This is a genomic window from Actinoplanes sp. NPDC049802 (genome assembly GCF_040656595.1).
Lineage (GTDB): Bacteria > Actinomycetota > Actinomycetes > Mycobacteriales > Micromonosporaceae > Actinoplanes.
In genome coordinates this window covers 30,437-47,917 of sequence record NZ_JBFAMR010000035.1, presented here as the reverse complement: position 1 = coordinate 47,917, position 17,481 = coordinate 30,437, and the positions used below count along the sequence as shown (strand labels likewise).

Annotated in this window: 14 protein-coding genes; 5 read left to right on the top strand and 9 right to left on the bottom strand. The window is 70.5% G+C overall.

Annotated features, from left to right (window positions below):
• Positions 1-51 precede the first annotated feature (51 nt).
• Positions 52-828 carry a hypothetical protein gene (locus tag AB0I88_RS23920; protein ID WP_361028467.1) on the top strand — a complete coding sequence of 259 codons (777 nt, stop codon included), beginning with the start codon at positions 52-54 and terminating at the stop codon, positions 826-828.
• Positions 829-832: 4 nt separating this feature from the next.
• On the opposite strand, the gene AB0I88_RS23915 is transcribed toward AB0I88_RS23920, so the two are convergent.
• From AB0I88_RS23915 to AB0I88_RS23885, 7 genes are all read right to left on the bottom strand, one after another.
• The gene (locus tag AB0I88_RS23915; RefSeq protein ID WP_361028464.1) at positions 833-1,963 is read right to left on the bottom strand and encodes an ABC transporter substrate-binding protein; all 1,131 of its coding nucleotides are present in this window, start codon (positions 1,961-1,963) and stop codon (positions 833-835) included.
• A gap of 90 nt (positions 1,964-2,053) precedes the next feature.
• Positions 2,054-2,812 (bottom strand): ABC transporter permease subunit, encoded by a 759-nt coding sequence (locus AB0I88_RS23910; RefSeq protein WP_361028461.1) that lies wholly within the window; start codon positions 2,810-2,812, stop codon positions 2,054-2,056.
• Between the two features lie 97 nt (positions 2,813-2,909).
• The gene (locus tag AB0I88_RS23905; protein WP_361028458.1) at positions 2,910-3,587 is read right to left on the bottom strand and encodes an ABC transporter ATP-binding protein; all 678 of its coding nucleotides are present in this window, start codon (positions 3,585-3,587) and stop codon (positions 2,910-2,912) included.
• Positions 3,584-4,426 carry an ABC transporter permease subunit gene (locus AB0I88_RS23900; protein WP_361028455.1) on the bottom strand — a complete coding sequence of 281 codons (843 nt, stop codon included), beginning with the start codon at positions 4,424-4,426 and terminating at the stop codon, positions 3,584-3,586. Before AB0I88_RS23900 ends, AB0I88_RS23905 begins: the two co-directional genes overlap by 4 nt.
• Entirely contained in the window at positions 4,423-5,421 is a 999-nt protein-coding gene (locus tag AB0I88_RS23895; RefSeq protein WP_361028452.1) for a TIGR03842 family LLM class F420-dependent oxidoreductase, read from the bottom strand. Before AB0I88_RS23895 ends, AB0I88_RS23900 begins: the two co-directional genes overlap by 4 nt.
• A 12-nt stretch (positions 5,422-5,433) precedes the next feature.
• The gene (gene hydA, locus AB0I88_RS23890; protein ID WP_361028449.1) at positions 5,434-6,834 is read right to left on the bottom strand and encodes a dihydropyrimidinase; all 1,401 of its coding nucleotides are present in this window, start codon (positions 6,832-6,834) and stop codon (positions 5,434-5,436) included.
• A complete protein-coding gene (locus AB0I88_RS23885; protein ID WP_361028446.1) occupies positions 6,831-7,673 on the bottom strand; it encodes a nitrilase-related carbon-nitrogen hydrolase in 843 nt (280 codons plus the stop codon). Before AB0I88_RS23885 ends, hydA begins: the two co-directional genes overlap by 4 nt.
• 203 nt (positions 7,674-7,876) lie before the next feature.
• Here AB0I88_RS23885 and AB0I88_RS23880 point away from each other — a divergent pair, with 203 nt between their 5' ends.
• From AB0I88_RS23880 to AB0I88_RS23865, 4 genes are all read left to right on the top strand, one after another.
• Positions 7,877-9,253: an aminotransferase class I/II-fold pyridoxal phosphate-dependent enzyme gene (locus tag AB0I88_RS23880; RefSeq protein WP_361028443.1), complete on the top strand. Its 1,377-nt coding sequence runs from the start codon at positions 7,877-7,879 to the stop codon at positions 9,251-9,253.
• Between the two features lie 24 nt (positions 9,254-9,277).
• Complete coding sequence (locus AB0I88_RS23875; RefSeq protein ID WP_361028440.1) at positions 9,278-10,579, top strand: aspartate aminotransferase family protein; 1,302 nt, start codon at positions 9,278-9,280, stop codon at positions 10,577-10,579.
• 276 nt (positions 10,580-10,855) lie between these two features.
• Positions 10,856-12,082, top strand: coding sequence for an inorganic phosphate transporter (locus tag AB0I88_RS23870; RefSeq protein WP_361028437.1), 1,227 nt, complete (start codon positions 10,856-10,858; stop codon positions 12,080-12,082).
• Positions 12,083-12,093: 11 nt separating this feature from the next.
• Complete coding sequence (locus tag AB0I88_RS23865; protein WP_361028434.1) at positions 12,094-12,402, top strand: hypothetical protein; 309 nt, start codon at positions 12,094-12,096, stop codon at positions 12,400-12,402.
• 349 nt (positions 12,403-12,751) lie between these two features.
• On the opposite strand, the gene AB0I88_RS23860 is transcribed toward AB0I88_RS23865, so the two are convergent.
• The gene (locus AB0I88_RS23860; RefSeq protein WP_361028431.1) at positions 12,752-13,849 is read right to left on the bottom strand and encodes a glycerophosphodiester phosphodiesterase; all 1,098 of its coding nucleotides are present in this window, start codon (positions 13,847-13,849) and stop codon (positions 12,752-12,754) included.
• A 581-nt stretch (positions 13,850-14,430) separates the two neighbouring features.
• Positions 14,431-17,406, bottom strand: coding sequence for a glycine--tRNA ligase (locus tag AB0I88_RS23855; RefSeq protein WP_361028428.1), 2,976 nt, complete (start codon positions 17,404-17,406; stop codon positions 14,431-14,433).
• Between the last annotated feature and the right edge of the window lie 75 nt (positions 17,407-17,481).

Here is a 17,481-nt window from a genome sequence, read left to right as displayed (position 1 = left end):
CACCTCACCGAATCCTTTGCCGGAGCGTAATCGGTAGGTCACTCTTGGTGCGTGACACAACACCAGCGGAGACACCCGGCGTCATGGTGGGCGCAGTTCCCCGAGGCCTCCGAGCGGTTCGACACCGCATATCTCACCGAGGGCCTGGGGGACCTGATCAATGCGAAGATCGGCTCGCAGCTGCTGAGGCGGGAGGCGGAGATCGCCACCGACGTGATGGTCCGGCATCTCAACAAGCCGCAGAGCGAGGAGCTGGCGGAGCGTGCCGCCAAGAGTGTCGAGCGGCTGGTCGCCACGGTCGATCGGCTGGAGGAGAGATCCGGCGAGGCGTTCTCGCTCATCGAGGCGCACGCGACGTGTGCGCTGCTGCAAAGCCGCTTCGGCGAGGCGGCGCACGCCGCCGAGGAGTTCCTCAAGACGCAGCAGATCCTGCGCGTCTTCGTGGGCGCCCTGCGGATGGAGCGGTTCGACGGCGAGCTCGCGGTCAAGATGCTGGCCGGCGGGTTCACCCCGGCGGCGGCGCTGCACTCCGGGCTGGTCGTCGGGAAGTACAGCTGGTGGCCGAGCTGGCTGATCAAGGTGGTCACCGAGCGGGCGCTGGACGGCAACCTCGACGACGAGACGGTCGAGGCGCTGGACAAGTGCGCCTACGCGGAGCTGTCGCCGGCCCAGGCGCGGATCGCCCGCCGGCTGCTGGCCGGGGAGGACTCCTTGATCGACACGTCCGCCCTGCGGCTGGAAGCGCTCGGCAAGGCGGACGCGGCCGAGAAACTCCGCAAGGGCGACCTGACGATGGTCGCCCTCGCGGCTCGTCTCATCCCGCTCTAGAAGATCATGCGCCGCCCTCGGTCAGGGTGACCGTGGCCGGCTGGAAACCGGACCCCTCGACGTCGACGCCCGCGGCCTCGGCCTGCTCGATCGCCTGCTTGATGTAGTCGTTCGTGTAGGCCAGGCCCTCCGGGGACTTGGTCAGCACGGTGTCGCCGGTCTGGTTCCTCGTGGTCATCGAGATGTCCACGGTCTGCTTCCAGGCCGCCTCGTCGACGGTGCCGACCCCACCGGCGGCGGCCGGCCAGACCAGCTTGTTCACCTCGTTCATCTGCCACAGCTGGTGACTCCGGCCCAGCTTGGAACCCTTGGCGACGACCAGGTCACGGCACTTCTCCGCGTTGTCCCGGCAGAACGCCCAGCCCTTGATCGTGGCGGTCAGGAACTTCACGGTCTGCTGCTGGTACGCCGGATCGTTCAGCTTCTCGGTGTTCGCCCACACCGCGTCCTGCAGCATCGACGAGCCCTCGGTCTTCCAGTCGATGATCGCGAAGTCGTCGGCGGTGTAGAGCTTGCCGGTCGCCGGGTTCATCGCCTCCAGCAGCTGGGCGTACTCGTTGTAGCTCATCGCCTGCGCCGCGTCGATCTCCTTCTTCAGCAGCGCCTGCATGTCGAACTGCTGCTGCACCAGGGTGACGTCCTTGCCGGGGTCGAGCCCGGCCTTGGTCATCCCGGCGAACAGCTCGAACTCGTTGCCGAAGCCCCAGTTGCCGACCTTCTTGCCCTTCAGGTCGGCGGCCTTGGCGATGCCGCTGTCCTTCCAGGCCACCTGGTACGTCCCGGAGCGGGCGAAGATCTGCCCCACGTCGGTGATGCCGGCGCCCTGCTCACGCGACGCCAGCGCCTTCGGCACCCAGGCCACCGCGTAGTCGGCCTTGCCCTGCGCGAGGACGGTCTGCGGGACGATGTCGACACCGCCCTCCAGCAGCGTCACGTCGAGTCCCTGCTCGGCGTAGAAACCCTGGTCGACGGCGGCGATGTAACCGGCGAACTGGGCCTGGTAGAACCACTGCAACTGCAACTTGATCGGGGTGAGGGCGCCGCTCGCACCGGTGGCCGGAGTGGTGGCGGTGTCGGCGGTGCCGCAGGCGGTCAGTGCGAGAACGGAGGCGAGAAAAATCCGGGAGAGCTTCAACGCGTACTCCTGACTAGCTGATCGAACGTCGTTTCGGGAGGTTTGTTCACGACGGTGGAGACCAGGTGCCTCTGCTGCGGCACGCGGCGGTCAAGGGAGGTCGTGAACGAACCTCCAGGGCATGGCCAGGCGCTCCAGCAGGAGGGTGACCAGGTAGAAGGTGAGTCCGAGGAGGCAGGCGCCGGCCACGAAGGCCCAGGCACGGGGATAGGCGGTGAACGCCGCTGCGGAGGTGATCCGCGCGCCGAGCCCGTCCTGCAGCCCGCCGAAGTACTCGGCGACGACCGCGGCGATCACGGCCAGCGACGACGCCTGCCGCAGGCCGGTGAAGAGATGGGGGAGCGCGCCGGGCAGCCGCACCTTGCGGGCGAAGGTCCAGCCGGAGGCCGCGTACGTGCGCATCAGCTCCTGATGGATCGGATCGACCTCGCGCAGCCCGCGCAGCAGGTTGAGGAAGACCGGGAAGAACACCACGATCGCGGTGACCAGGCGGCGCGGAACGCTGCTCGTCGACTCGAACATGTTGTTGAGGATCGGGGCGAGCGCGATGATCGGCAGCGCGTTGAGCACCGCCGCGAACGGGATCGACACCTCGCCCAGCACCAGGAAACGGCTCGCCGCGAGGGCGGCCAGCACCGCCATCACGGTGCCGGCGATCAGGCCGACCAGCGCGTTGGCGCCGCTGGCCAGGGCCGCCTCCCAGATGTTCTGCCGCTGGGCGACGATCTGCGACCCGATCGCCGACGGCGCCGGCAGGATGAACGGCGCGACCCGGCCGGCCGTCACGAAGACCTCCCACAGGAGCAGGGCGAGGACCCCGACGGCGACCGGTGGAAGGACGCGCCGCATGACGCCACCTCTCATGAGCGCAGCGCCTGTCGTACCTCGGTGATCTTCTCGAAGTAGACCGGGGCCTGCCGTCCCGCCTCGTCCCGGGACGGGAGCTTCACCTCGATCGACGCGGTGATCCGGCCCGGCCGGGCCGGATCACCACCACCCGGTCGGACAGGAACACCGCCTCGGAGATCGAATGGGTGACGAAGACCGTGCTGGTCCGGGTCTTGGCGCAGATGCCGAGCAGCTCACCCTGCAGCCGTTCGCGGGTCATCTCGTCGAGGGCGCCGAACGGCTCGTCCATCAGCAGCAGCGGCGGCTGCACCGCCAGCGCCCGGGCGATCGCCACCCGCTGCTGCATGCCGCCGGAGAGCTGGCCCGGGTAGTGGCCGGCGAAGTCGGCCAGGCCGACCAGCTCCAGCATCTGCCCGGCCTTGGCCTTGCGCTCGTCCCTCGGCATCCCGCGCAACTCGAGCGGCAACTCGACGTTGCGGCGGACCGTCCGCCACTCGAACAGCCCGGCCTGCTGGAAGGCGATGCCGTACTCCTGGTCGCGGCGGGCCTGGGCGGCCGGGCGATCGGCGACGGCGACCGTGCCGGTGGTCGGCTCGATCAGGTCGGCGATCAGCCGCAGCAGGGTGCTCTTGCCGCAGCCGGACGGCCCGATCAGGGACACGAACTCGCCGTCGGCGACGGTGAGATCCACGTCCGACAGGGCGAGCACCTCGTCGGGCCGGCCCTGGTGGAAGACCTTCGTCACCTTGTCGACGACCACCGCGAGGTCGCTCACAGTGTCACCACCTCCACGTGGCGCCGGTGCCGCATGAGCGGCACTTCCAGCAGCGAGACGGCGCCCGCCACGAGCAGGCCCAGCAGGGCCGCCCCGAGCATGGCCGTGTAGACCTTGGCGGGATCCGAGGTGGCCTCCCGCGAGTACTCGATGATCAGGCGGCCGATGCCGCCGCGCGTGCCGGTGGAGATCTCGCCGACCACCGCGCCGACCACCGCGGCCGCCCCGGCCAGCCGCAGCGCCGGGAAGAGATAGGGCAGGGCGGCCGGGAAACGAAGTTTCACCAGCGTGCGCCACCACCCCGCGGCGTAGCTGCGCATCAGCTCCACGCCGCCGGCGGACGGCGACTGGAGCCCGCGCAGCATCCCCACCGCGACCGGGAAGAACGCCAGATAGGCGGCGATCACCGCGACGGTGGCCCAGGGCGGCATGAGGGTGCCGCCCCAGCCGGCGATCAGCGGCGCGAGCGCCACGAGCGGCACGGTCTGGGAGAGGATCACGTACGGCAGCAGCCCGCGCTCCACGATCCGGAACCGCTGCATCGCGGCCGCCAGGACCAGCCCGATCAGCGCCCCGGCCGCGAACCCGACCGCGGTGACGCCGAGCGTGAACAGGCACGCGTCGAGCACCACCAGCCACACCGGTCGGCCGCCGGCCAGCTCCGGATCGGCCAGCCGCCGCAGGATCGTCCACAGGTGCGGCATGGAGAGGTCGTCGGCGCGCGGGAGGACCCGTACGCCGAACAGCACCGTCCCCTCGGGGTCGCCGGCCGCCTTGTAGCCCTCCCACAGCAGCGCCGCCGCCAGCAGACCGGCCAGGACCGAGAGGGCTCTCCTCATCCGAACGCCGGGATGACGTGCTCGCCGTACGCGGCGAGGGTCTCGGCCTTGGCGTCGTGCTGCAGGTAGACCGCGAACTGGTCCACCCCGAGCCGCTTGAGTTCCCGGAGCCGTTCGACGTGGTTCTCCACCGGGCCGAGGACGCAGAACCGGTCCACGATCTCGTCGGGGACGAAGGTGGTGTGGCTGTTGCCGGCCCGTCCGTGTTCGCGGTAGTCGTACCCCTGCCGGGCTTTGATGTAGTCGGTGAGCGCTTGCGGCACCGCCTTGCCGTCACCGCCGTAGCGGCCGACGATGTCGGCGATGTGGTTGCCGACCATGCCGCCGAACCACCGCGTCTGTTCGCGCTGGTGGGCGAGGTCGTCGCCGACATAGGCGGGGGCCGCCACGCAGAACTTGATGGCGTCCGGGTCCCGGCCCGCCCGGGCCGCCGCCGCCCGCACCGCGGTGATCATCCATTCGGCGATGTCCGGGTCGGCGAGTTGCAGGATGTACCCGTCACCGACCTCGCCGGTGATGGCGAGCGCCTTCGGGCCGTAGGCCGCCACCCACACGTCCAGCCGGCTGTCCGCGGCCCAGGTCAGTTGGAGTTCCTGACCGCGGACCGTGACCTTCTCCCCGTTGGCCAGGCCCTTGATGGCGAGCACGCTCTCGCGCAGTTGCCCGAGGCTCTGTGGGGTCAGGCCGAGCACCCGCAGGGCGGAGTCGCCCCGGCCGATGCCGCAGATCGTGCGGTTGCCGTACATCTCGTTGAGGGTCGCGAAGGTCGAAGCCGTGATCGTCCAGTCCCGGGTGCCCGGGTTGGTGACCATCGGCCCGACCACGATCCGCTCGGTGGCGCCGAGGATCGCCGAGTAGATCACGTTCGGCTCCTGCCACAGCACGTGCGAGTCGAAGGTCCAGAAGTGGCTGAAGCCGGCCGCCTCGGCCTTCTTCGCCCACTCGACGATCTCCAGTGCGGGCGGGTCGTTCTGCAGTACCACCCCGATGTCCAATGAGCCCGCCTCCTAGATCAGGTAGTCGCTGAGGCCGCGTTTGAGGTACCGGCCGCGGCCGGCCCGCCCGGTGTACTCGCCACCGGACGCGATGACCTCGCCGCGGGCGATGACGGTGTCGACCCTCCCGTCGATCTCCCAGCCCTCCCAGGCGGAGTGGTCCATGTTCATGTGGTGCGTCTCGACGCTGATCCGGGTCCGACCGTTCGGGTCGTAGAGGACGATGTCGGCGTCCGAGCCCGGCTGGATCACGCCCTTGCGCGGGTAGAGGCCGAACATCCGGGCCGGGGTGGTCGCGATCGTCTCCACCCAGCGGGCCAGCGACAGCTTGCCGTCGACGACGCCCTGGTAGAGCAGGTCCACCCGGTGCTCGACGCCGCCGATCCCGTTCGGGATCCGGGAGAAGTCGCCGCGGCCCAGCTCCTTCTGGTCCTTGAAACAGAACGGGCAGTGGTCGGTGGACACCACCGACAGGTCGTTGGTGCGCAGGCCCTGCCACAGGTCGGCCCGGTGCGTCTCGTGCCTGCTGCGCAGCGGCGTCGAGCAGACCCACTTGGCGCCCTCGAAGCCGGGCGCGCCGAGCTGGTCCTCCAGGGTGAGGTACAGATACTGCGGGCAGGTCTCGGCGAAGACGTTGCGGCCCCGGTCACGGGCGTGGGCGACCTGCTCCAGCGCTTTGGACGCGGACAGGTGAACGATGTAGAGCGGGCAGTCGGCGGCCACGCTCGCCAGCCAGATCGCCCGGCTGGTGGCCTCCGCCTCCAGCTCCTGCGGCCGGGTCAGGCCGTGGTGGATGGGGTCCGTCTCGCCGCGCTCCAGAGCCTGCTTGACCAGCACGTCGATGGCCGGGCCGTTCTCCGCGTGCATCATGATCATGGCGCCGTTGTCCCGCGCCTTCTGCATGGCGCGCAGGATCTGGCCGTCGTCGGAGTAGAACACCCCGGGGTACGCCATGAAGAGCTTGAAACTGCTGATGCCCTCGCTCGCCACCAGCTGGTCCATGGCCTTGAGTGATTCGTCGCCGACCCCGCCGAGGATCATGTGGAAGGCGTAGTCGATGTGACAGTTGCCCTCGGCCTTGCCGTGCCAGGCGGCCAGCCCGTCCTGAACGACCTCGCCGTACCGTTGCACCGCGAAGTCGATGATCGTGGTCGTCCCGCCGATCGCGGCCGCCCTGGTCCCGGTGTCGAAGGTGTCGCTGGCGTGGGTGCCGCCGAACGGAAGCTCCATGTGGGTGTGCGCGTCGACGGCGCCGGGGATCACGTACTTACCGGTGGCGTCGATGATCTCCGGCCCGTCGGGGGCCTGCCCCGGTGCGAAGAGCGCGGTGACGGTCTCGCCGTCGATGAGCACGTCCGCTCTCGTCGCTCCGGTGGGCCCGACGACGGTCCCGCCCTTGATGAGGGTCGTCACGGGGCCACCAGCCCGTCATAGGAGTCCGGCCGGCGGTCGCGGTAGAACTGCCACCGGTCGCGGACCGTGCCGAGCAGGCTCAGGTCCAGGTCGCGGACGATCAGCTCGGGGTTGTGGGTGTCCGCCACCTCGCCGACGAACTTGCCCTCCGGGTCGACGAAGTAGGTCTGCCCGTAGAAGTCGTTGTCGCCGAGCTCCTCGACGCCGACCCGGTTGATGGCGCCGATGAAGTACTCGTTCGCGACCGCGCTGGCCGGCTGCTCCAGCTGCCACAGGTAGGACGACAGGCCCCGGCTGGTGGCCGACGGGTTGAACACGATCTGCGCCCCGTTCAGGCCCAGGGCACGCCAGCCCTCGGGGAAATGCCGGTCGTAGCAGATGTACACGCCGACCCGGCCCACCGCGGTGTCGAAAACCGGATAACCCAGGTTCCCGGGACGGAAGTAGAACTTCTCCCAGAAGCCCTTCACCTGCGGGATGTGATTCTTCCGGTATTTACCGAGGTATTTGCCGTCGGCGTCGACCACGGCCGCGGTGTTGTAGAGGACGCCGGGCTGCTCCTGCTCGTACATCGGCAGAATCATGACCATGCCGAGTTCCGCGGCCAGCGCCTGGAATCGTTCGGTGGTCGGCCCGGGAACGGATTCGGCGTACTCGTAGAAGGCGGAGTCCTGGACCTGGCAGAAATACGGGCCGTAGAAGAGCTCCTGGAAGCAGATCACCTTCGCGCCCTGGGCGGCGGCCTCACGAGCGTAATCCTCGTGTGCCTTGATCATCGATTCCTTGTCGCCCGTCCAGGTGGTCTGGACGAGGGCGGCACGGACGACTCCGGTCGTCATTGCGGCCCCTCTCAAGATTGATCTCTCGCACGCTTGATCTTTTGTTCAGGCATGGTGCGCTACGCCTGTGATCGTCTGTTTACTCCTTGTTATGGGCCCCGCGCCAGGGGTTGCTTGTCGGCGCCGGATGCCGTAGGACACTAACGACACACATTGAGCCGGACAATTGCTAGTACGTTACAGAATGTTTCGGAGACGATAATTTGCTGACGCTGATCACCGGTGCGGTTCAGGACAGAAGCGCCCGGGGCATCGCGGCGGCGGTGAGCCGCCTGATCACCTCCGGCCGGCTGCCCGCCGGGACCCGCCTGCCCACCGTCCGCACGGTGGCGGGTGGGCTCGGCGTCAGCCCCACGACGGTCAGCGAGGCCTGGCGCAACCTCATCCTCGCCGGGGCGATCCAGACCCGCGGCCGCTCCGGGACCTTCGTGTCCGGGCCGCTGCCACCCCGCGAGCGACTGCGGTACGCCCAGCTCAGCGGGGCCCGGGTCGGCCTGCCGCGGGACCTGTCCACCGGCGTGCCCGACCCGCTGCTGCTGCCCGGCCTGAGCGGGGCGCTGCGCCGGATCGGCGACGGGCGCTGGGCCGGCAGCTACCTCGACCCGCCGGTGCTGCCCGGCCTCGCCGACGTCCTGCGGCAGCGGTGGCCGTACCCGCCGGAGCGGCTGACCGTGGTGGACGGGGCCATGGACGCGCTCGACCGGGTGGCCGCGGCGGCGCTGCGCTACGGCGACCACGTCCTGGTCGAGAACCCGGCCTTCCCCCCGCTGCTCGACCTGCTCCAGGCGGTCGGCGCCACCGTCGTCGGCGTGCCCGTGGACGCCTCCGGCATCGTCCCGGACGCGCTGCGCCAGGCCATCCGCGACTACCGGGCGGTCGCCCTCTTCCTCCAGCCGCGGGCACACAACCCGACCGGCGCCAGCATGGACGAGGCCCGGGCCGCGCTGCTCGCCAACGTCCTGCTCGAGGCGCCGCACCTGCTCGTCGTCGAGGACGACCACGCCGGCGACATCGCCACCGCCCCGCCGGTCAGCGTCGGGCGCTACCTGCCCGACCGGACCGTGCACGTGGCCGGCTTCTCCAAGAGCCACGGGCCCGACCTGCGGCTCGCGGCGGTCGGCGGGCCCGCCCACGTGCTCGACACCGTCGCCGACCGGCGGCTGCTCGGGCCGGGCTGGTCCAGCCGGCTGCTCCAGGGCGTGCTGCTCGACCTGCTCACCGACCCGGTCGCGACGGCTCAGGTGGCGGCCGCGCGGGAGGCGTACGCCGAACGCCGTACGGCGCTGTCGGCCGCGCTGGCCGAACGCGGGGTGACCGCCGGCGCCGCCGACGGGATCAACCTCTGGCTGCCCGTAGCCGACCAGCAGAACGCCATGGTCGCGCTGGCCGCACGCGGTGTCGCGGCCGCCCCCGGCGCCCCGTTCTGCGTCACCCCGCTCTCCGGCGACCACCTGCGGATCACCGTGGGGCTGGTCGCCGAGGGCTACGACGAGCTGGCCGACGTGCTCGCGGCGGCGGCCTCCCCGGCCACCCGCGGCGGCGGCCGGCGCGACCTCGCGCACCCACCCGGGTGGCGTTAGGAGACACGACAACGGAGGTCATCGATGAGTCTGCTCGATCGGCACCGAGCGGTGATGCCCGCTTGGATGCCCGTCTACTACGGCGACGGCGCGCTGGAGATCGTCTCCGGGAGCGGGCGCCGGGTCACCGACGCTTCCGGCCGCACCTACCTGGACTTCTTCGGCGGGGTGCTGACCACGATGATCGGCTACGACGTGGCCGAGATCAGCGACGCGGTCCGCGCCCAGATCGGCACCGGCGTGGCACACACCTCCACGCTCTACCTGATCCGGCGGCAGGTCGAGCTGGCCGAGAAGATCGCCCGGCTCTCCGGGATCCCGGACGCGCGGGTCTTCTTCACCAACTCGGGCACCGAGGCCAACGAGTCGGCGCTGCTCATGGCCACGAACGTACGGCGCTCCAACCAGATCCTGGCGATCAAGAACAGCTATCACGGCCGTACCTTCGCCACCATGGCCGTGACCGGTCACCGGAGCTGGTCGTCCAGTTCGCTCAGCCCACTGTCGGTGAACTGGCTGGCCTCCGCCGACCGGCTGCGCGGCCGGATGGCCGGGCTCAGCGACGGCGACCTGCTCGCCGCCGCCGTCGACGACCTGCGGGAGGTCCTCGCCACGGTCACCGCCGGGGACGTGGCCGCCCTGATCGCCGAACCGGTCCAGGGCGTCGGCGGGTTCGTGCACGGGCCGGACGGGCTGCTCGGGGCGTACCGCAAGGTGCTGGACGAGCACGGGATCCTGCTCATCGCCGACGAGGTGCAGACCGGCTGGGGGCGCACCGGCGACCACTTCTGGGGCTACCAGGCGCACGGCGTCACCCCGGATCTGATCACCTTCGCCAAGGGCATCGGCAACGGGTTCGCGCTCGGCGGCGTGGTCGGCAGTGCCGAGGTGATGAACGCGGTCCCGGCGGTCAGCTTCTCCACCTTCGGCGGCAATCCGGTCAGCGCGGCGGCCGGCAACGCGGTCCTCGACTACGTGCTCGACCACGACCTGCAGGGCAACGCGCGGCGGGTCGGCGCGATCCTGCTCGGCGGGCTGCGGGCGCTGTCCCACGGCATCCTGGCCGAGGTACGCGGGTGCGGGCTGATGATCGGACTGGAGTTCACCCGGCCCGGCACCACCGACCCGGATCCGGCGGCCACGCTGCGGGTCTTCGACCTGTGCCGGGAGGGTGGCCTGCTGGTCGGCAAGGGCGGCCTGTACGGCAACGTGCTGCGGATCGGCCCGCCCCTGACCCTGACCGAACAGGAGGCACGGGAGGGGCTCGGCATCCTGTCGGCCGCCATCGCCACGGCGGACGCCGAGTCCGGGGTCTTCCGGGCGTGACCACTCACGCACGTCGCCCGGCGAGCCTCGCCGGGCCCTCGGCGGGAGCGACGGTCAGCACCCCCCACCCCCATGCGAAATATGTGTTCTTCGAGGTATTTATTACCTTGTGCGCCTAAAGAAATGTTCACCAAGCGTCCGTTGACGAACACAATGTGTAGTTGTGCAGTCACTCAGCAGTCACTTTTGGGAAACGGCAGGTTAACGAGGGCCGAATCTTGTACATGTCCCGTTCGGCCTATGGCAGCGGGCTCGTAACTCGGTCACGATCACGGCGTGACAGAAACATCCGTGATCTTGGCGCTGGTGGTCATCACGGCCCTGGCCTTCGATTTCACCAACGGGTTCCATGACACCGCCAACGCGATGGCGACCTCCATCGCGACCAAGGCGTTACGGCCCAAAACCGCCGTCGCCCTGTCAGGTGTTCTGAACCTGGTCGGCGCCTTCCTCTCGGTGGAGGTCGCGCTCACCGTCACCAACGCCGTGGTCAAGATCCAGGACAAGACCGGTGCGCCGAAGGCGGAACTCCTCGCCGACGGCGGCAGCGGATTGTTGCTGATCATCCTGGCCGGCCTTGTCGGTGGCATCGTCTGGAATCTGCTCACCTGGCTGTTCGGCCTGCCCTCCAGCTCCTCGCACGCCCTCTTCGGCGGCCTGGTCGGCGCCGCCCTCGCCGGACTCGGTGTGGCCGGCGTCAACTGGAACGGCGACGGCTCCAAGCTCGACGGCGTCGTGGGCAAGGTCCTCCTCCCCGCCGTCATCTCCCCGGTCATCGCGGGCGTCGTCGCCGCGGTCGGCACCTGGATCATCTTCAAGGTGACCACCGGGGTGGCCGCGCGGTTCACCGAGAAGGGCTTCCGCTGGGGCCAGATCGGCAGCGCCTCGCTGGTCTCCCTCGCGCACGGCACCAACGACGCGCAGAAGACCATGGGCGTGATCACCCTCGCCCTGATCGCCAGCGGTCACTGGAGCGACCTGGAGAACATCCCCCTGTGGGTCAAGGTCTCCGCGGCGCTGGCCATCGCGCTCGGCACCTACCTGGGCGGCTGGCGGATCATCCGCACCCTCGGCAAGGGCATCACCGACATCACCCCGCCGCAGGGCACCGCCGCCCAATCCGGCGCCGCCGCCGTCATCCTGGCCTCCAGCCACCTCGGCTTCGCGCTCTCCACCACCCACGTGGCCACCGGCTCGGTGATCGGTTCCGGTCTCGGCCGGCCCGGCGCCACGGTCCGCTGGGGAGTCGCCGGCCGGATGGTCCTGGCCTGGCTGATCACGCTGCCCTCGGCCGGCCTCGTCGGCGCCGCGATGTGGTACGTCGGCGACGCGGTCGGCGGCATGGCCGGCGCTCTCGCGGTCTTCACCCTGCTGGTCCTGGCCTCCGGCGCGATGTACATGCGCTCCCGTGCCGGCCGGGTCGACCACGAGAACGTCAACGACGACTGGGACGGCGCGCCCGACCAGTCCGCCACCCCGATCCCCGCCGCCGCGGCGAACTGAAAGGCCGGGACATGCACAACCTCGGTTTCGCGCTCACCGGCGCGTGGCAGGTCCTGCTCGCCGGCCTGGCCCTCGGCGCCGGCCTGCCGATCATCTTCGCCCTCGGTATCCGCTCCCTCGCCTGGGGCGCCGGTGAGGCGTCCGTCAACAGCAGCGGCGTGACCGCCGGCACCCGGCGGCCGCTCGGCACCGTGCTCGGCTACGCCCTCTTCACGGTCGTCGTGCTCGGTGTGCTGCTCGGTCTCACGTTCATCGTGGGCAGCGGATTCGGCTACAAGCTCGACTTCTCGCACATCTACCCGACGCTGGTCGCGAAGTAGCGGGTTCGTCGTGGAGGCCCCGGCGTTTCGGCGCCGGGGCCTTCGTCGTTCCCTCGGATGTACGGGAAACGACCGCCCCCACAGCAACGACAACGAACCCTGGCGCACCCGCGAGCGAAGTGCACCCTCCCGGCCGTGCCGCGCCCGCCGGGCTTGAGCGGCCCGTTGCGGGCGCGGCCCTCGGCGTCCATGGGCCGGAACCCTGCCGGGGGAATCCAGCCGGCGGTCCCCTGGTACGGGACGCCGCCCGCAGGCCGGCGGGTTCCCTGGTACGGGTCGCCGCCCGCAGGCCGGCGGGGTTCCCTGGTACGGGTTGCCGCCCGCCGGCCGGTTTCGCGGCAGGGCCCGATCAGGCCAGGCTGCGCGCGAGGACGCCGATGTCCGGGTTGTCGGTGAACAGACCGTCGATCCCGGTCCGCAGGAACGTCACCTGCTCGTCGATCGCCCTGCCGTAGGCGGTGGTGTCGGCGCCGACCCGCAGCTCGGCCGGGAGGAACGAGTTCTCCGCCCGGAACGTGTAGGGAACGACCCTGAGCCCGGCCGCGTGCGCATCCCCGACCAGGCTGGTCGGCGTGCCCAGCGTGCCGTCCGCCTTCCGCGGGATGATCTGCCCCTTCTCCGGGCCGAGACCGTCCACGAACTCGGACAGCTCCTTGAGTCCGACCGGCGTCAGATAGTCGGCGTAGCTGCGCGGATCGTTGAACGGGGTCCCCGACGCGCTGCTCAGGAACACCAGCGGCACATCGACCCGGTGCTCGTCGGCCAGCGTGCGCAGATTCGCCGCCTCGAACGACTGGATGAACACCTTCGCACCCCGCTTGTCCAGGCCGTTGCGCCGCAGCGTCCGTACCAGCGGCTTCTCCAGCTCCAGGCCGATCTGCCGGAAGAACGTCGGATGCTTGGTCTCCGGGAACACGCCCAGGTCCCGCCCCAGCTCCCGGGACAGTCGCTTACGCAGGTCCAGCACCTCCTGGAAGGTCGGCACCTCGAACCGGCCATCGTACAGCGTGTTCTGCTGCCGGATCGCCGGGATCCGCTCGACCGCGCGCAGCGTCTTCAGCTCGGCGAGAGTGAAATCCTGGGTCCACCAGCCGGTGACGCTCACCCCGTCCAGGACGACCGTCCGCTTCCGGCCGGCGAACTCGGGCCGCGACCCGACGTCGGTGGTGCCACCGATCTCCGGCTCGTGCCGGCACACCAGGACACCGTCCTTGGTGATCACCAGGTCGGGCTCCATGTAGTCGGCGCCCATCCGAGCGGCCAGCTCGTACGACGCCAGCGTGTGCTCCGGCCGGTAACCGGAGGCGCCACGGTGCCCGACCACCAGCGCCCGGCTCCGGGTAGCGCCGTCGCCGCCGGCCCAGGCGGGCGCGGAAGCGGCACCGGCCAGTGCCGGAGCGGCGGCGGCGACAGCGCCGAAGCGCAGCACCTGACGGCGATCTGCCACGTTCTCCTCCACGAATTCGGTCCGGCTGCGATGCCGGAGCTCAAACCCGGCGATGTCCGCCGGATGACCTACCCGGCAGATGACGCCGGATGCCCGTGGAGAGTCGACGTGACCGATCCGTCACCCAGGCGACGATCTCATGGCGCGTCCACGAACGCCGGGGCAATGATCGTCCCCGGCCCGGGCACCGGGCTCGCGCCCGCCCGCAGCCTCGATCATGTCCGGCTCGCGACCCGCAGCCAGGGGCCCTCGCGGTCCGTCCGGATCCGGCGCTCGACCTCGGCGCCGAAAGCCAGCCGCTCCTGCTCGGTGGCGCCGAGCAGGAGCGGCCAGCGCGGCGCTGTCGGCCGTGCTGAACGGACGGGCGAGCCCATCCCAGGTGAGCGGCATGCGGCACACCCTGGAACCGGGCTACGACTTTTTCAGCCACTCATAAGGCGGGAACCCCGGCCCTTCAGGACTCCGTTGGGTAACTCGCAAATCGGACAGCAGGGCTGCGCTGACCAAGCCGCTGACGGGGGCGCGACATCGACGATCACGCATTCCGTCCAGCCGGTTTGGTCGTTTACCAACGGAGTCCTTCAGGGCCGGGTAGTTGACAACAGCAGGTGGGACCAGTCGAGCAGCCCGTCGCCGAGGTCACGGACCCGGGCCAGCAGGCCCAGCCGGGCGGACCGCAGCGCCGGCTCGTCGGCCATCACGAACACCTCGTCGAAGAACCGGCCGACCGGCTCGACGAGCGGACGAGTGGCCGCCACGAACGCGGTGACGTCCGGCGAGCCCGGTACGGCCACCGCCGTCACCGCCTCGTGCAGTGCCAGCTCGGCGGGCTCCTTGAGGACTGACGCGTCGTATCCGGCCGGAGTCCCGGCGGGCACGATACGGCGCGCCCGCTGCACCGCCTCGGCGACCGCCCGGAAGCCGGGATCACCGACCGCGTCCCGCAGCTGGGCCAGCAGCGCGCCGGCGACGGCGGGGCGGCCGGCGTGCGGCAGGACGGCCCGCACCCGGTCGACCGGCTGCCCCTCCTCGGTGAACACCTGCTCCAGCCGCCGGGCCAGGAAGTCGCCGCACGCCTGTAGCACGGGGGCCGGGACGGGCACCGGCTGCGCGGCCGCCGCCAGCGCCAGCCCTTCGGCCAGATCGAAGCCGGCCAGCTGCGGCGTCGCGCGGTGCACCGCGATCAGCCCGAGAAACGCCCGGCGGACCGCGAACGGGTCGCTCGACCCGGTCGGCAGCCCGACCGTGGCGGCCAGGCCGGTGACCAGGTCGAGCCGGTCGGCGAGCGACAGCAGCGCGCCCGGCAGCGTGCGCGGCAGTTCGTCACCGGTGTTGCGGGGCAGTTCGGCCTCGTGCACGGCCTGCGCCACGGCCCGGTCCTCGCCGGCGTGCAGCGCGTAGTCACGGGCCATCACCCCGGCCAGGCTGGTCATCTCGGTGACGAGTTGCGAGCCGAGGTCGAACTTGACCAGTTCGGCGGCCCGTTCCAATACGGGTGAACCGTATCCGAGGCGGTCGGCGACGGCGAGGGCGAGGGCGGCGATGCGGTCGGCCCGGTCGGCCATCGAGCCGAGCTTGTCGGTGAAGGTGAGGCGGTTCAGGTGGGCTCTCATCTCGGCGATCGGTGTCGCCTGGTCGGCGCGGTAGAAGAACGCCGCGTCCTCGTAACGGGCACGCAGCACCGCCTCGTTGCCGGCCCGGACGAGTTCGACGTCGACCGGCCCATTCGCCACGGTGACGAACATCGGCAGGAGTCTCCCGTCGGCGTCGCGCACCGGGAGGTAACGCTGGTGTTTGCGCATCACCGTGGTCAGCACCGCGTCCGGAAGCGACAGATAGTCCTCGTCGAAGGCGCCGAGCAGGGGCAGCGGCTGCTCCACCAGGTCGGTGATCTGGTCGATCAGCGCGGCCTCGCCCTTGACGTCGATGCGCCCGTCCGGGTAGACGAGGTCCTGGGCGCCGATGACGATCAGCTCCCGGCGGTCCTCATGGTCGGCGACGATGCCGTTGACCCCGAGCGTCTCCAGAAACTCCTCGGCCGAGACGACGTCGATCTCCGCCGGCATGGCGGTGCGCAGCAGCCGGGTGCGGCGGCCGGCGGCCAGCGTGGAGACGGCCACCGGCACGACGTCGTCGCCCCAGAGCGCCACCAGCCAGCGCAGCGGCCGGCTGAAGGCGAGGCGGGGGTCGTTCCACCGCATGTTCTTGGCGGCCCGCAGGCCGGTCACGACCTGGGCGAGCACGGCGGCGAGCACCTCGGGCGCCGCGCGGCCGGCCTCGTGCTTGCGGACGACCACATGGGGTGTGCCGTTGACCTCCTCGATCTCGACGTCGTCGAGCGCGACGCCCTGACCGCGTACGAAGCCCTCCAGCGCCCTGGTGGCGACGCCGTCCGTGCCGTAGGCGGCCTGTGCCTTGGGTCCCTTGACGATGCGGACGTGGTCGTCCTCGCGGGCCGCGACCGCCGTGGCGACGGCGATGAGCCGGCGCGGCGTGCCGAAGACCCGCACCTCGCCGTGGCTCAGCCGGGTGGTCGCCAGGCCCTCGGTGAGCAGCCGTTCGACCTGCTCGCGGGCGGTGCGCAGTTCGGCGGGCGGCAGTTCCTCGGTGCCGATCTCGAAGATCAGCGTCCGTTCGGCGGCACCGGTCTGCACGGCCGTCGGCGGCTGGGCCGCGGGCAGCGGGGTGACCGTGCCGAGCGGCAGGTTCAGCTCCGTGCGACGGTCCACCCACAGTTTGGCGACCGCGCCGGCGAGCCGGCGCATCCGGCCGAATTCGGCGGCCCGCTCGGCCGTGGAGACGGCGCCCCGCGCGTCGAGGACGTTGAATGCCTGCGAGCACTTCAGGACGTAGGAGTGGGCCGGCACGGGCAGCCCGGCGTCGATCATGCGCTGCGCCTCGGCGGCGTAGATCTCCAGGAGCCGGCGGTTCGCCTCGACGTCGGCGTCGTCCAGGTAATAGCGCGACATCTCGTATTCGGACTGGCCGAAGACCTCGCCGTAGCTGACCCCGGGGGAGTACTCGATCTCCTTGAAGTGGGTCTTGTCCTGGAGCGCCATGATGATCCGCTCGATGCCGTAGGTGATCTCCACGCTCACCGGATCGAGGTTCAGGCCACCGGCCTGCTGGAAGTAGGTGAACTGGGTGATCTCCAGGCCGTCCAGCCAGACCTCCCAGCCGAGTCCCCAGGCGCCGAGCGCGGGGGAGGCCCAGTTGTCCTCGACGAAGCGGATGTCGTGGGCGGTCACGTCGACGCCGAGGGCGGCCAGGCTGCCGAGGTAGAGCTCCTGCGGGTTGCCCGGGTCGGGTTTGAGGACCACCTGGAGCTGGGTGTGGGTCTGCAGCCGGTTCGGGTTCTCACCGTAACGGGAGTCGTCCGGCCGCACCGACGGCTCGGTGTAGACGACCCGCCACGGCTCCGGCCCGAGCACCCGCAGGAAGGTGGCCGGGTTGAGCGTGCCGGCGCCGACCTCGGTGTTCATCGGCTGGACGACCAGGCAGCCCTGATCGGTCCAGTACGTGGTGAGCCGGGCCAGCGCGTCCTGCATGGTGAGCATGGGACCGAAGTCTAGGTGCGCCGGTAGCACGGTAGGTACGCGAATGTGCCCGCCGCCGGTCCGCACGCTGCGAAG

What these genes read in the sequence shown, in the direction of transcription:
- AB0I88_RS23910 (WP_361028461.1), bottom strand. Translation starts at nt 2,812, where the DNA reads ATGCGGCGCGTCCTTCCACCGGTCGCCGTCGGGGTCCTCGCCCTGCTC.
- AB0I88_RS23900 (WP_361028455.1), bottom strand. Translation starts at nt 4,426, where the DNA reads ATGAGGAGAGCCCTCTCGGTCCTGGCCGGTCTGCTGGCGGCGGCGCTG.
- AB0I88_RS23885 (WP_361028446.1), bottom strand. Translation starts at nt 7,673, where the DNA reads ATGACGACCGGAGTCGTCCGTGCCGCCCTCGTCCAGACCACCTGGACG.
- AB0I88_RS23875 (WP_361028440.1), top strand. Translation starts at nt 9,278, where the DNA reads ATGAGTCTGCTCGATCGGCACCGAGCGGTGATGCCCGCTTGGATGCCC.
- AB0I88_RS23865 (WP_361028434.1), top strand. Translation starts at nt 12,094, where the DNA reads ATGCACAACCTCGGTTTCGCGCTCACCGGCGCGTGGCAGGTCCTGCTC.
- AB0I88_RS23855 (WP_361028428.1), bottom strand. Translation starts at nt 17,406, where the DNA reads ATGCTCACCATGCAGGACGCGCTGGCCCGGCTCACCACGTACTGGACC.